The sequence below is a fragment of the Citrobacter sp. Res13-Sevr-PEB04-36 genome, from assembly GCF_015672735.1.
Lineage (GTDB): Bacteria > Pseudomonadota > Gammaproteobacteria > Enterobacterales > Enterobacteriaceae > Citrobacter.
Genome location: NZ_JADABY010000003.1, coordinates 50,731 through 63,918, shown reverse-complemented (window position 1 = coordinate 63,918; position 13,188 = coordinate 50,731). Strand labels below are relative to the sequence as shown.

General features: G+C 51.8%; 17 protein-coding genes. 12 read left to right on the top strand and 5 right to left on the bottom strand.

The features are described from left to right. The first annotated feature begins 179 nt into the window (after nt 1-179). The 4 genes from hisJ to hisP all read left to right on the top strand — a co-directional run bounded on the left by hisJ (nt 180) and on the right by hisP (nt 3,326). Entirely contained in the window at nt 180-962 is a 783-nt protein-coding gene (gene hisJ, locus IMQ48_RS00390; protein ID WP_196207462.1) for a histidine ABC transporter substrate-binding protein HisJ, read from the top strand. 186 nt (nt 963-1,148) lie between these two features. Next, nucleotides 1,149-1,835 (top strand): histidine ABC transporter permease HisQ, encoded by a 687-nt coding sequence (locus IMQ48_RS00385; RefSeq protein ID WP_196207461.1) that lies wholly within the window; start codon nt 1,149-1,151, stop codon nt 1,833-1,835. Then, complete coding sequence (hisM, locus tag IMQ48_RS00380; protein WP_096756354.1) at nt 1,832-2,545, top strand: histidine ABC transporter permease HisM; 714 nt, start codon at nt 1,832-1,834, stop codon at nt 2,543-2,545. Before IMQ48_RS00385 ends, hisM begins: the two co-directional genes overlap by 4 nt. Nucleotides 2,546-2,552: 7 nt before the next feature. Beyond that, complete coding sequence (hisP, locus tag IMQ48_RS00375; protein WP_196207460.1) at nt 2,553-3,326, top strand: histidine ABC transporter ATP-binding protein HisP; 774 nt, start codon at nt 2,553-2,555, stop codon at nt 3,324-3,326. A gap of 31 nt (nt 3,327-3,357) precedes the next feature. Here the strand turns inward: hisP and IMQ48_RS00370 are convergent, their stop codons facing one another. The 4 genes from IMQ48_RS00370 to yfcG all read right to left on the bottom strand — a co-directional run bounded on the left by IMQ48_RS00370 (nt 3,358) and on the right by yfcG (nt 5,912). Further along, nucleotides 3,358-3,876: a GNAT family N-acetyltransferase gene (locus tag IMQ48_RS00370; RefSeq protein ID WP_196207459.1), complete on the bottom strand. Its 519-nt coding sequence runs from the start codon at nt 3,874-3,876 to the stop codon at nt 3,358-3,360. A gap of 70 nt (nt 3,877-3,946) precedes the next feature. After that, nucleotides 3,947-4,840: a TIGR01777 family oxidoreductase gene (locus tag IMQ48_RS00365; protein WP_196207458.1), complete on the bottom strand. Its 894-nt coding sequence runs from the start codon at nt 4,838-4,840 to the stop codon at nt 3,947-3,949. A 19-nt stretch (nt 4,841-4,859) separates the two neighbouring features. After that, the gene (gene folX / locus IMQ48_RS00360; RefSeq protein WP_196207457.1) at nt 4,860-5,222 is read right to left on the bottom strand and encodes a dihydroneopterin triphosphate 2'-epimerase; all 363 of its coding nucleotides are present in this window, start codon (nt 5,220-5,222) and stop codon (nt 4,860-4,862) included. A 54-nt stretch (nt 5,223-5,276) separates the two neighbouring features. Next, nucleotides 5,277-5,912, bottom strand: a complete 636-nt coding sequence (yfcG, locus tag IMQ48_RS00355) for a GSH-dependent disulfide bond oxidoreductase (RefSeq protein ID WP_196207456.1) — start codon at nt 5,910-5,912, stop codon at nt 5,277-5,279. Nucleotides 5,913-6,046: 134 nt separating this feature from the next. Here yfcG and yfcF point away from each other — a divergent pair, with 134 nt between their 5' ends. Genes yfcF through yfcD form a run of 3 tightly spaced genes read left to right on the top strand, consistent with a single transcriptional unit; the run spans nt 6,047 to nt 7,909 of the window. Continuing rightward, complete coding sequence (gene yfcF / locus IMQ48_RS00350) at nt 6,047-6,691, top strand: glutathione transferase (protein WP_196207455.1); 645 nt, start codon at nt 6,047-6,049, stop codon at nt 6,689-6,691. A gap of 55 nt (nt 6,692-6,746) precedes the next feature. Further along, entirely contained in the window at nt 6,747-7,298 is a 552-nt protein-coding gene (yfcE, locus tag IMQ48_RS00345) for a phosphodiesterase (protein ID WP_196207454.1), read from the top strand. 56 nt (nt 7,299-7,354) lie between these two features. After that, nucleotides 7,355-7,909 carry an NUDIX hydrolase YfcD gene (gene yfcD / locus IMQ48_RS00340; protein ID WP_196207453.1) on the top strand — a complete coding sequence of 185 codons (555 nt, stop codon included), beginning with the start codon at nt 7,355-7,357 and terminating at the stop codon, nt 7,907-7,909. A 3-nt stretch (nt 7,910-7,912) separates the two neighbouring features. Here the strand turns inward: yfcD and IMQ48_RS00335 are convergent, their stop codons facing one another. Then, entirely contained in the window at nt 7,913-8,932 is a 1,020-nt protein-coding gene (locus IMQ48_RS00335) for a LacI family DNA-binding transcriptional regulator (RefSeq protein WP_196207452.1), read from the bottom strand. Between the two features lie 234 nt (nt 8,933-9,166). Between IMQ48_RS00335 and IMQ48_RS00330 the strand changes: the two genes are divergently transcribed. From IMQ48_RS00330 to IMQ48_RS00310, 5 genes are all read left to right on the top strand, one after another. Further along, nucleotides 9,167-9,610: a PTS sugar transporter subunit IIA gene (locus IMQ48_RS00330; protein ID WP_196207451.1), complete on the top strand. Its 444-nt coding sequence runs from the start codon at nt 9,167-9,169 to the stop codon at nt 9,608-9,610. A 78-nt stretch (nt 9,611-9,688) separates the two neighbouring features. Continuing rightward, entirely contained in the window at nt 9,689-9,961 is a 273-nt protein-coding gene (locus tag IMQ48_RS00325) for a PTS sugar transporter subunit IIB (protein ID WP_196207450.1), read from the top strand. A 20-nt stretch (nt 9,962-9,981) separates the two neighbouring features. Further along, complete coding sequence (locus IMQ48_RS00320) at nt 9,982-11,373, top strand: PTS ascorbate transporter subunit IIC (protein WP_196207449.1); 1,392 nt, start codon at nt 9,982-9,984, stop codon at nt 11,371-11,373. Then, nucleotides 11,370-12,200 carry a transketolase gene (locus IMQ48_RS00315; RefSeq protein ID WP_196207448.1) on the top strand — a complete coding sequence of 277 codons (831 nt, stop codon included), beginning with the start codon at nt 11,370-11,372 and terminating at the stop codon, nt 12,198-12,200. Before IMQ48_RS00320 ends, IMQ48_RS00315 begins: the two co-directional genes overlap by 4 nt. Continuing rightward, nucleotides 12,193-13,146 carry a transketolase family protein gene (locus IMQ48_RS00310; protein WP_196207447.1) on the top strand — a complete coding sequence of 318 codons (954 nt, stop codon included), beginning with the start codon at nt 12,193-12,195 and terminating at the stop codon, nt 13,144-13,146. Before IMQ48_RS00315 ends, IMQ48_RS00310 begins: the two co-directional genes overlap by 8 nt. Nucleotides 13,147-13,188: the final 42 nt, after the last annotated feature.

Below are 13,188 nucleotides of genomic sequence, written 5' to 3'. Positions count from 1 at the left end.
CTGTTTTGGTGCTTTTATCGCTGACATAATGAGCATGATTGCATACTTAAGCGCTTTTCATGCAAAAAAATACCGCTGACAGGGTAGAATGCTTTGCCTTGTCGGCCTGATTAATGGCACGATAACTGCACCTGGTCCTGTAAAGATCCCCTATAAAAGACAGTCTGTTGAGGATAGTTATGAAAAAACTGGTGTTATCTCTTTCTCTGGTTCTGGCTTTCTCCAGTGCTACCGCAGCATTTGCCGCTATTCCGCAAAAAGTGCGTATCGGCACCGATCCCACTTATGCCCCGTTTGAATCGAAAAATGCACAGGGTGAATTGGTAGGTTTTGACATCGATCTGGCGAAAGAACTCTGTAAACGCATTAATACACAATGTACCTTTGTTGAAAACCCGCTGGATGCGCTGATCCCTTCGTTAAAAGCGAAGAAAATTGACGCCATTATGTCTTCGCTTTCAATCACTGAAAAACGTCAGCAGGAAATTGCCTTTACCGACAAGCTTTATGCAGCAGACTCTCGTCTGGTGGTTGCGAAAGATTCTGCTATCCAGCCAACCATTGAGTCGCTGAAAGGTAAACGTGTCGGTGTGCTGCAAGGCACCACGCAGGAAACGTTCGGCAACGAACACTGGGCGCCGAAAGGTATTGAAATTGTCTCCTACCAGGGGCAGGACAATATCTATTCTGACCTGACGGCCGGGCGTATTGACGCTGCGTTCCAGGATGAAGTCGCGGCCAGCGAAGGTTTCCTGAAGCAGCCGGTAGGCAAAGATTACAAATTCGGCGGCCCGTCTGTGAAAGACGAGAAATTGTTCGGAGTGGGTACCGGTATGGGGCTGCGCAAAGAAGATAATGAACTGCGCGAAGCACTGAATAAAGCGTTCGCAGAAATGCGCGCTGACGGGACTTACGAGAAGCTGGCGAAGAAGTACTTTGATTTTGATGTTTATGGCGGTTAATTACCGCTGGTGCTGATAAAGCCCGTAGATTTTTGACGTGTTGAATTTATGCCTGATGGCGCTGCGCTTATCAGGCCTACAGCGATTTTGTAGGCCGGATAAGGCAACGCCGCCATCCGGCATTTAACAGTTTGTCTGAAATCAAAAGAGGCTTCTTACTTCACCACACACGACGGGACAGGCAGCATGTTGTATGGCTTTTCAGGTGTTATTTTACAGGGCGCAATCGTGACGCTTGAGCTGGCTCTCAGTTCAGTGGTACTGGCGGTTCTGATAGGCCTTGTCGGCGCGGGAGCTAAGCTTTCGCAAAGCCGGGCAATGGCGCTGATTTTCGAAGGGTACACGACGTTGATTCGCGGGGTACCCGATCTCGTCTTAATGTTGCTTATTTTCTACGGATTACAAATTGCTCTTAACGCTGTCACTGACGCGGTCGGTATCAGCCAGATTGATATTGATCCGATGGTGGCGGGGATTATCACGCTCGGTTTTATCTATGGGGCCTATTTTACCGAAACGTTCCGTGGCGCGTTTATGGCGGTTCCCAAAGGCCATATTGAAGCGGCGACGGCGTTTGGGTTTACCTCTTCGCAGATTTTTCGCCGGATTATGTTCCCGGCGATGATGCGCTACGCGCTGCCGGGGATTGGCAATAACTGGCAGGTCATTTTGAAGGCGACGGCACTGGTTTCGCTGCTCGGACTGGAAGACGTGGTGAAAGCGACGCAGCTTGCCGGGAAGAGTACCTGGGAGCCGTTCTATTTTGCCGTGGTGTGCGGGGTCATCTATCTGGTGTTTACCACCGTGTCTAATGGTGTGCTGCTGTACCTTGAGCGCCGCTACTCCGTGGGTGTGAAGAGGGCTGACCTGTGATTGAGATTATTCAGGAGTACTGGAAATCCCTGCTGTGGACCGACGGTTATCGCTTTACCGGCGTAGCGATCACCCTGTGGTTGCTGATCTCATCCGTAGTGATGGGCGGCATTCTGGCGCTGTTTCTGGCGATTGGTCGCGTATCCAGCAATAAATTTATCCAGTTCCCCATCTGGCTATTTACCTATATTTTCCGTGGCACGCCGCTTTACGTTCAGCTACTGGTGTTTTATTCCGGGATGTACACGCTGGAGATTGTGAAAGGGACGGATCTCCTCAACGCATTTTTCCGCAGCGGGCTGAATTGCACCGTGCTGGCATTAACGCTGAATACCTGCGCCTATACCACCGAGATCTTTGCCGGGGCGATTCGTTCGGTGCCTCACGGTGAGATTGAAGCCGCGCGCGCTTACGGTTTTTCTTCATTTAAGATGTATCGCTGCATTATTTTGCCCTCCGCATTGCGTATTGCGCTGCCTGCGTACAGCAATGAGGTTATTTTAATGCTGCACTCTACGGCGCTGGCCTTTACGGCCACGGTGCCGGATTTGTTGAAAATTGCCCGTGATATCAACTCGGCGACCTACCAGCCGTTTACCGCCTTCGGTATTGCCGCCGTGCTGTATTTGATGATTTCGTATGTCCTGATCAGTCTGTTCCGTAAAGCGGAAAAACGCTGGTTGCAGCATGTAAAACCTTCGACGCACTGAGAACATGATGTCTGAGAATAAATTAAACGTTATCGATTTACACAAGCACTACGGCGAACATGAAGTGCTGAAAGGGGTATCGCTGCAGGCCAATGCGGGCGATGTGATCAGTATTATCGGCTCGTCAGGCTCTGGCAAAAGTACTTTTCTGCGCTGTATTAACTTTCTTGAAAAACCGAGCGCCGGGTCGATTGTGGTCAGCGGTCAGAACATTGGCCTGGTCCGTGACAAGGATGGTAAGCTTAAGGTGGCGGACAAAAATCAGCTGCGCCTGCTGCGTACGCGCCTGACCATGGTCTTTCAACACTTTAATCTGTGGAGCCACATGACGGTGCTGGAAAACGTCATGGAAGCGCCGATTCAGGTATTAGGGCTGAACAAGCAGGAAGCCCGCGAGCGTGCGGTGAAATATCTGGCTAAAGTGGGGATTGATGAACGCGCTCAGGGTAAATATCCGGTGCATTTGTCCGGTGGTCAGCAGCAGCGAGTCTCCATTGCGCGCGCGTTGGCAATGGAACCAGAGGTCCTGCTGTTTGATGAACCGACGTCAGCACTTGACCCTGAGCTGGTGGGGGAAGTGTTGCGCATTATGCAACAGCTGGCCGAAGAGGGAAAAACCATGGTGGTCGTCACCCACGAAATGGGATTTGCTCGTCATGTCTCCACGCACGTGATTTTCCTGCACCAGGGGAAAATTGAAGAAGAAGGTAATCCGGAGCAGGTCTTTGGTAATCCGCAAAGTCCACGTTTACAGCAGTTCCTTAAAGGATCGCTGAAATAAGCGCTTGATTGCCCGGTAGTGTGTCTGTCGCTTACCGGGCCTTCGGCTCACCGTACTCCAGACGATAACCCCAGTCGTCATAACGCACACCATTCACTTCATAGGCTTGCTCAAGCACCTGGGTGCGCACAAAGCCGGTCTTTTCCAGTATGCGTACGGAACCTTTGTTGTCCGCCAGCACCCAGGCGTTTATCGCCGTTACGCTGGTGTGCTGAAAGGCATAGTCGCACACTGCGCGCACCGCCTCGCTGGCAATCCCTTTTCCCTGAGCGTGTGGGATGATGCAATAGCCAATATCGGCTTCTTGCGGATAGTGATGACTAATTTGCAAGCCAATATCACCGAGCGGAGTCGCGTCATGATGTTGGCGGATGATGAAAGTGTGTGGCGCATTAAGACGTCGGGCGAACAGCAGGCGTGTCTCTTTTATCGGGGAGATAGTGCCCATAAAACGCATAATGTCCGGGCTTTCGCGTAGCCGCAGGAAAAACGGCCAGTCAGTCGGTTGAAACGGGGAGAGGATAAGTCGCGGGGTGGTAATTATCGCCATAAATTCGCCATTACAGAAGTCAGGTCTCTAACCTTACCACCGTAATGGCGACAGTGAACAGTATTCGGGTTTATCGGATGACGTCGGCTAACGCTTCCTCTAAGTCATACCAGCGAAACGCAAAACCAGAAGCTTCCAGCCGTTTAGGTAACGCACGCTGACCGCCGAGGACCAGCACCGAAGACTCGCCCATCAGCAAGCGCATTGCGGTTGCAGGAACGCGTAAGATGGCTGGGCGATTCAGAACATGGCCCAGCGCATGGGCAAATTGCTCGTTACGCACCGGGTACGGCGAGACCATATTGAACGGACCGCGCAAATCGTTATCCAACAGCCAGATGATTGCGTTGACCATATCATCAATATGGATCCAGGCCAGATACTGACGTCCGTTGCCGATGGGTCCTCCCAGACCAAGTCGAAACGGTGGGACCATTTTTCCCAGGATCCCGCCAGCATGCGCCAGCACGACACCGGTGCGCAGCAGGCATACGCGCGTGTTGTCGCTTTGCGCATCGCAGGCGATTTGTTCCCACCGGGCGCACAGTTTATGGGTAAATTCATTGTGCGGCGGTTCTTCTTCCGTGACGACGACCTCACCTAAGTCCCCGTAGTATCCTGCAGCAGAGCCGGAGATGAACACCGCCGGAGGCGTATCGCTGGTGTTGATTAAATTGACCAGTTTTTGGGTGATACCCCAACGGCTTTGGCACAGACGCTCCTTTTGCTCTGCCGTCCAGCGTTTATCGGCGATCGGCTCTCCGGCAAGGTTTACAATAGCGTCGATTCCATTGAGATTAGGCCTGTCTTCCAGCCCTTTCCACAGCGTAACCCGGGAGTCCAGAATCTGGCGGGCTTTATCAGGGGTGCGTGTAACAACGCTTATCTGATGTCCCAGCTCCAGTAGACGGGGTATCAGATGGCGTCCAATCAGGCCAGTACCGCCGGTAATCAGAATCTGCATATCGCCTCCCGGGTGGTTATTATCGCTGCCAGCTCAGCATCATGGAAACGGAGTCGGCGTAACGCAATGCGTGAAGTTTATCGATCTCTACTTCAGCATAAGTGACCCAGCGATGTTCGCGTGCGATATCGAGCACATCCTGGGTTAATTTTTCTAATAATGGGAAGCGGTTACTCTCGACGTGTTGAATAATGCTCTTGGTGATGGTGCGATAATTCAACGCATCGTTGATATCTTCACTGGAGCGGGCTTTGTCTGCCGGATAGTGGATGGCGATGTTAATGACGATATCCTGACGGTTCAGGATCTCCTCTTCTTTGATGCCAATAAACGTGCGCAGACGAAGGTTTTTTATACGAATGATTGCGTCAGGTTGTGACATTGCAGGTTTCCTCCATGTATGAACCTCTGCATGATACACGAGAATCAAATTACGTTACCTGTTCTCACTCGGCGTGTGCTGCAGCGCACGCTCCGTGGCGGGACGCGTACGAATGCGTTCGTACCAGTTATTAACCGCCGGATAGGTATCGAGGTTGATGCGCTGACGCTGATGAGCATGGATCCACGGCCAGCAGGCAATATCGGCAATGCTGTAGCGATCCCCACCCAGCCACGGGGACACTTCCAGACGTTTGTTCATCACGTTGTACAGCCGCTGAGCTTCAACTTGATAGCGCTCAATGGCGTAAGGGATGGTCTGTGGGGCGACGTGATTAAAATGATGATTCTGGCCCAGCATGGGGCCCAGGCCGCTAACCTGCCAGAACAACCACTGCAACGTGGTGTGACGTTCACGCAATTCGCCGCTGAGCAGTTTACCGCTCTTCTCCGCCAGGTAGAGTAAAATTTCGCCCGATTCAAACAGGCTAAGCGGCTTACCACCGTCTTCCGGGGAGCTGTCGATCATGGCCGGGATTTTATTGTTCGGCGAGATCTGCAGGAAATCCGGATGAAACTGGCTTCCTTTGCTGATATCAACATGAATCAGACGGTATTGCAGCTGCGCCTCTTCGAGAAACAACGTGATTTTGTGACCGTTGGGCGATGGCGTGTAATAGAGGTCGATCATTTTCAGCATCCGTTTTGTCATGAACCGGGTCATAACAAGTATAGAGCCTGTTGGCGTGCGTGAGTTTTCATCAAGTGACAGGGTGAGAAAGACTCTATATTTTGAAAGCAAGCCAATCCAATCCCGAGGTCATTATGAGCAAACCTGCAATTACGCTGTGGTCAGATGCCAACTTTTTCTCTCCCTATGTGTTATCCGTTTACGTGGCGCTGCAGGAGAAAGGGCTGCCTTTTACGCTGAAAACCGTTGATCTCAGCGCGGGCGAGCATTTACAACCCGCCTGGCAAGGATATGCGCTGACGCGTCGCGTACCGGTTCTTGAGATTGACGGTTTTGAATTGAGCGAATCATCGGCGATTGCCGAGTTCCTGGAGGAGACATTCGCGCCGCCGCAGTGGGAACGCATCTACCCGCACGATGTGCAAAAACGCGCGCGTGCCCGCCAGGTTCAGGCCTGGATCCGCAGCGACCTGATGCCTATTCGCGAAGAGCGTTCCACGGATGTCGTGTTTGCCGGAGTGAAGAAAGGTCCGTTGAGTGAAGCAGGTAAAGCCAGCGCGGAAAAACTGTTCTCCATGGCGGGCAGTTTGCTTGCCCACGGAAAACAAAATTTATTTGGCGAATGGTGTATCGCCGATTGTGATTTAGCGCTAATGCTTAATCGTCTGGTGCTAAACGGAGATGACGTTCCACAGGCGTTAACCGACTACGCTACCTTCCAGTGGCAGCGGGCTTCGGTACAACGTTTTATCGCGCTTTCAGCGAAGCGTTCCTGCTGATAATCGAGCGATAATCCAGTATCATTAAAGGGTATTTTACGACGAGGAGTGAGTGATGAAACTGATGTTCGCATCGGACATTCATGGGTCGTTGCCAGCCACAGATCGCGTGCTTGAGTTGTTTACCCAAAGTGGGGCGCGATGGCTGGTGATATTGGGTGATGTTTTAAACCACGGGCCGCGTAATGCGTTGCCAGAAGGCTATGCGCCAGCGGAGGTTGCCGACCGCTTGAACGCGCTGGCGTCACGTATTATTGCGGTGCGCGGCAATTGCGATAGCGAAGTGGATCAGATGCTCCTGCATTTTCCAATAACTGCGCCATGGCAGCAGGTTCTGACGGAGAATCAGCGGCTCTTTTTGACGCATGGACATCTTTATGGCCCGGAAAATTGTCCGGCGCTTAACGCTGGTGATGTGCTGATTTATGGGCATACGCATCTACCGGTTGCCGAGAAGCGTGGCGATATTTATCACTTTAACCCCGGCTCGGTCAGTATTCCGAAAGGGGGTTTTACGGCAAGTTACGGGATTCTGGATGATAATGTTCTCAGCGTAATGGCACTCAATGATCAAAGTATCATTGCGCAGGTCGAGATTAATCCGTAATTTACCCCACAAACGTAAACGCGCCGTAAGAGCGCTAGAAAAAAGAAGGTTTCCTGATGGTGGAACAGCGTCGTTTGGCAAGTACGGAATGGGTGGATATTGTGAATGAAGACAACGAAGTCATCGCACAGTCCAGCCGGGAACAAATGCGGGCGCAACGCCTACGTCATCGTGCAACGTATATTGTCGTACATGATGGTATGGGCAAAATTCTGGTTCAGCGCCGCACCGAGACGAAAGATTTTTTGCCCGGCATGCTGGATGCCACCGCGGGTGGCGTCGTTCAGGCGGATGAGCAAATGCTTGAATCCGCCCGCCGCGAAGCGGAAGAAGAGTTGGGCATTGCGGGCGTACCGTTTGCTGAACACGGTCAGTTTTATTTTGAAGATCAACACTGCCGAGTATGGGGTGGGCTGTTTAGCTGCGTTTCCCATGGTCCGTTCGCGCTGCAGGAAGAAGAAATTAGCGAAGTCTGCTGGCTAACGCCGGAAGAAATTACCGCGCGCTGTGATGAGTTCACCCCAGACTCGCTGAAAGCGCTGGCGCTGTGGATGACCCGCAACGCCAAGAATGAAAGTGCGAAAGCCGAAAAACAGGAAGAGGCTGAGTAAACTTCAGCAACTTTCGCGTAAGCACAGGCTGGAGGCGATCGGCTTCCGATCGCACCAGCCGCCGTCATTTAGTCGTTCCAACAACGCGCGCCCTGCTTCAACACCAATTTTACGATGTGGAACAGCCATGGTCGTTAAAGGAGGCTGGCAAACTCTGCTCACATCGCTGTCGCCAAATCCCACGACGGCCAGATCGTCAGGCACTTTGATGCGCCGACGCTGGCATTCATACAATACTCCACAGGCTAACTCATCTGAGACACAAACCAATGCGTCCAGTTCTGGCCAGGCCAGTAAAAACTCGGGCAACTGCGAGCTACCAGTAGAAAAATTTGGTGGAAGCGCAGCATTAATCACCCTGTTTGGCGACAAATGATACCGCAGCATTGCCTTGTACCAGCCCTGTAGATGCTGTTTAAAAATCCACTGCTCCTGATTTGCGCATAGCAAGCCAATATTCTGGTAGCCGCGTTTAATGAGCAGTTCGGTGAGTTCAAACATCGCAGCAACGTTGTCGATTCCAATATTCATATCCAGCGGGTCGGTGCGTATTGCTCCCATTTCCATCACCGGAATGGAGGCATTCGTGAGCCAGTGGCGTACGGTATCGGTATGCTCGGCGCTGAGCAAAATAGCCGCAGCAATATTGGATGCCAGCAGCGTTTCCAGCAGCTTTTCTTCCTGCTCCGGCCTGTGTTGCGATTCCGCGAGCATGATTTGATAGCCTGCAGGTTGTAAGACTTGCTGAAGTCCGGCAAACATCGCAGAGCATCCTGACTCGGCAAGATTTGGCACTACCATCGCTATGGTTCTTGAGGAGGCAGAGGCCAGCGCGCTGGCGGCAAGGTTGGGCATATATCCCAGTTCCTGCACCGCCGCTTCAATTTTTTCACGCAATTTATCGGAAACTTGCTCCGGTGTGCGCAGTGCGCGTGAGACGGTCATCGTGCCCACCCCAGCAAGCTGAGCAACATCGGCGATCGTCACTTTACCGGTACTACGCCGTTTTCGGGTTAGAGACATACACAATCCTGTTGAACAGACGCTTTTATCATCATCCATCACTTCACGTGTCAGGGAGTATACGCCTTAAATGCCTACTTTTTTTGCGTTTTCATAAGATGATGATGAATTGATAGCGCTATCACAAATTTGAATGTTATCTGTTGGTAGCGCTATCTTTGTGATCTTTCTCGCAGTTAACTATGGTCAGCTTGAATAAAGTTTGCTCATCTTTTGCTGATAACGAGGGATAAAATGCTCACAACATGGATCTCTGATGCAACCATTACGCTTCAGAAGGGAGTTGAAACCTGGCCACAGGCACTTGAAATCTGCGCCAGGCCGTTGCTTGAGTCTGGCGTTATCGCGCCTGAGTATGTGACGGCGATCGTCGAGCAGCACCATAGACTGGGGCCGTATTATGTGCTGGCGCCGGGATTGGCAATGCCGCATGCGCGTCCGGAGGAGGGGGCGAAAGGCTTAGGTTTATCGCTACTGAAGCTGGAACAGGGAGTGTCGTTTGGTTCTCGAGAGTTCGACCCGGTAGATATTATTATTATGCTTGCAGCCCCGGATAAGCACAGCCATATCGAAATGATCTCCGCGCTGGCTGAATTATTTTCCAGTGATGAAGATATGGATAAATTACATCAGGCGAAAACTCTCGAGGAGATAAAAACGATAGTCGCACGATTCTGAGTTAATTCGACAACCCGATTTATAACACATCACTTACCAGCGTGATGCGGACGTACTCTACCTAAAAAGGTGATAATAATGAAAATTATGGCAATTTGTGGTTCAGGCCTGGGCAGTAGTTTTATGGTTGAGATGAATATTAAAAAAGTGCTTAAAAAGCTTGGAATTGAGGCTGAAGTGGAGCACTCCGATCTCTCATCGGCAACGCCAGGCGCGGCAGATTTATTTGTGATGGCAAAAGATATTGCCGCCAGTGCCAGCGTGCCGGAAAGCCAGCTGGTGGTGATCACCAACATCATCGACATTAATGAACTCGAAGCGCAGTTGCGCGCGTGGTTCGCCAAACAATAACTCTTTATAGCGAGGCGGATATGTTTATCCTTGAAACGCTGAATTTTGTTGTTGATATTCTTAAAGTGCCCTCGGTGCTGGTGGGATTAATTGCATTAATTGGTCTGGTGGCGCAAAAAAAATCATTTTCCGATGTGATGAAAGGAACCATAAAAACTATTCTGGGTTTTATTGTTCTGGGCGGCGGTGCGACGGTATTAGTTGGCTCGCTAAACCCGCTAGGGGGAATGTTTGAACACGCCTTTAATATTCAGGGGATTATTCCTAATAACGAGGCGATTGTTTCTATTGCTCTGGAAAAATATGGTGCTTCGACCGCGTTGATTATGGCGTTTGGCATGGTGGCGAATATTTTGGTTGCCCGCTTTACGCGCCTGAAATACATCTTCCTGACCGGGCATCACACCTTCTACATGGCTTGTATGATCGGCGTGATTCTCACTGTGGCAGGCTTCGAAGGCGTCGGGCTGGTGTTCACCGGCTCGCTGATCCTCGGCCTGGTGATGGCGTTCTTTCCGGCGCTGGCGCAGCGCTATATGAAGCGGATTACCGGTACTGATGATATCGCCTTCGGCCATTTTGGCACGCTGGGCTATGTACTCTCAGGCTGGATTGGCAGCGTCTGCGGTAAAGGTTCACGCTCGACTGAAGAGATGAATCTGCCAAAGAATCTGAGTTTCCTACGCGATAGCTCAATATCCATCTCGCTGACCATGATGATCATCTACCTGATTATGGCAGTGAGTGCGGGGCGTGAGTATGTTGAAAGCACCTACAGCGGCGGCCAGAACTATCTGGTATATGCCATCATTATGGCGATTACTTTCGCCGCTGGGGTATTCATTATCCTACAAGGGGTACGTCTGATTCTGGCGGAAATCGTCCCGGCTTTTACTGGCTTCTCGGAAAAGCTGGTGCCAAATGCGCGTCCTGCGCTGGATTGTCCAGTTGTTTATCCTTACGCGCCTAATGCGGTGCTGATTGGCTTCCTGTTTAGTTTCCTCGGTGGTCTGGTCGGGCTGTTCCTCTGTGGGCAATTTAAGTGGGTGCTGATTCTACCTGGCGTGGTGCCGCACTTTTTTACCGGAGCGACTGCCGGGGTGTTCGGTAATGCCACCGGCGGGCGTCGTGGCGCGATGATTGGCGCTTTTGCTAACGGCCTGCTGATTACCTTCCTGCCAGTGCTGCTGCTACCGGTACTCGGGGCGATTGGTTTTGCCAATACCACTTTCTCTGATGCCGATTTCGGCGCGGTAGGTATTGTGCTTGATAACCTGGCGCGCTACATGTCGCCGTTTGCCATTACGGGTCTTGTCGTAGCGTTGTTCGCTGTGTTGGTGGCGTACAACATCTTTGCGAAAAAGAAATCTGCGGGCGGTAGCGCGCAGGAGAACAGTGGAGCCAAATCATGAATACGAAAGAAGTGACCCAACTGGCGCGCGATATTCGCGTTGCAACCCTTAAGTCGCTGACGAACCTGGGATTCGGTCACTATGGCGGCAGCATGTCGGTGGTGGAAACGCTGGCGGTGCTCTATGGCGCAGTGATGAAAATTGACCCCGCCGATCCAGACTGGCCGGAGCGCGATTATTTTGTGCTGTCGAAAGGCCATGCTGGGCCGGCGCTGTACAGTACGTTAGCCATCAAGGGCTATTTTCCAATAGAAGAGCTCAGCACGCTCAACCATAACGGTACGCGTCTGCCGAGTCATCCGGACCGCCTGAAAACACGCGGTGTGGATGCGACTACCGGATCGCTGGGGCAGGGAATTTCTATCGCTGGCGGTATGGCGTTGTCGCATAAGCTGGCGGGACGCACGAATCGCGTATTCTGTATCGTAGGTGATGGCGAGTTGAATGAAGGCCAGTGCTGGGAAGCCTTTCAGTTTATTGCTCATCATCGTCTGAATAATCTGACCGTGTTTGTTGACTGGAACAAGCTACAGCTTGACGGCAAGCTGGACGAAATTATCTGCGCTTTCAATCTGGAAGATAAATTCCGTGCTTTTGGTTTTGATGCCGTTACCGTTAAAGGTGATGACATTTCCGCATTATTGGCGGCAGTTCAACCGATCCCGCCTGAAGATGCACTCCCGCGAGTGGTGATCCTCGACAGCATTAAAGGGCAGGGTGTGCCGTATCTCGAGCAGCTCAGTAATAACCACCACCTGCGCCTGACGGATGAAATGAAAACGGCGCTGAACGAGACGATTCGCCAACTGGAGGCCGCACATGATTAAGGTTGCACCCGCAGGACAAAAAGATAGCGTGGAGATGCGTAAGGTGTACGCCGGATTCATCACGCAACAGGTTGAAGCAGGCAGCCCAATTATTGCCCTGGAAGCGGACCTGATGAGCTCAATGGCGATGGACGGCGTGGCGCGGAAGTATCCGCAGCACGTGATCAACTGCGGCATTATGGAGGCAAACGTGATTGGCACCGCGGCCGGGCTGGCCTTGGCCGGACGCAAACCGTTTGTTCATACCTTTACCGCTTTTGCCAGCCGTCGCTGCTTTGACCAGCTCTTTATGTCGCTGGATTATCAGCGCAACAACGTCAAAGTGATCGCCTCGGATGCCGGAGTTACCGCTTGCCATAATGGCGGAACCCATATGTCATTTGAAGATATGGGTATTGTGCGCGGTCTGGCGAACTCGGTGGTGCTGGAGGTGACCGATGCGGTGATGTTCGATGATATTCTGCGCCAGCTTGTCGATCTTGATGGTTTCTACTGGGTACGTACGATTCGTAAACAGGCGCCGAGCGTGTATGCGCCGGGCTCAACGTTTACCATCGGCAAGGGGAACGTACTGCGCGAAGGCGAAGATATTACGCTGATTGCTAACGGCATTATGGTGGCGGAAGCGCTGGAAGCGGCACGTCAGTTGGAACAGGAAGGAGTTAGCGCGGCGGTGATTGATATGTTTACCCTAAAGCCTATCGACCGAATGCTGGTAAAAAACTACGCCGAGAAAACCGGGCGTATTGTCACCTGCGAAAACCACAGTATCCATAACGGACTGGGCTCAGCGGTGGCAGAAGTGTTGGTAGAAAACTGCCCGGTACCCATGCGTCGAGTGGGGGTGAAGGAGCGCTACGGTCAGGTGGGTACGCAGGATTTCTTACAAGAGGAATATGGACTTACCGCTAAGGCGATCGTTGACGCAGCGAAATCTTTATTTTAACGCTGTGTATAGTTGCCGGATGGTGATGTGTTTGCATCGCCA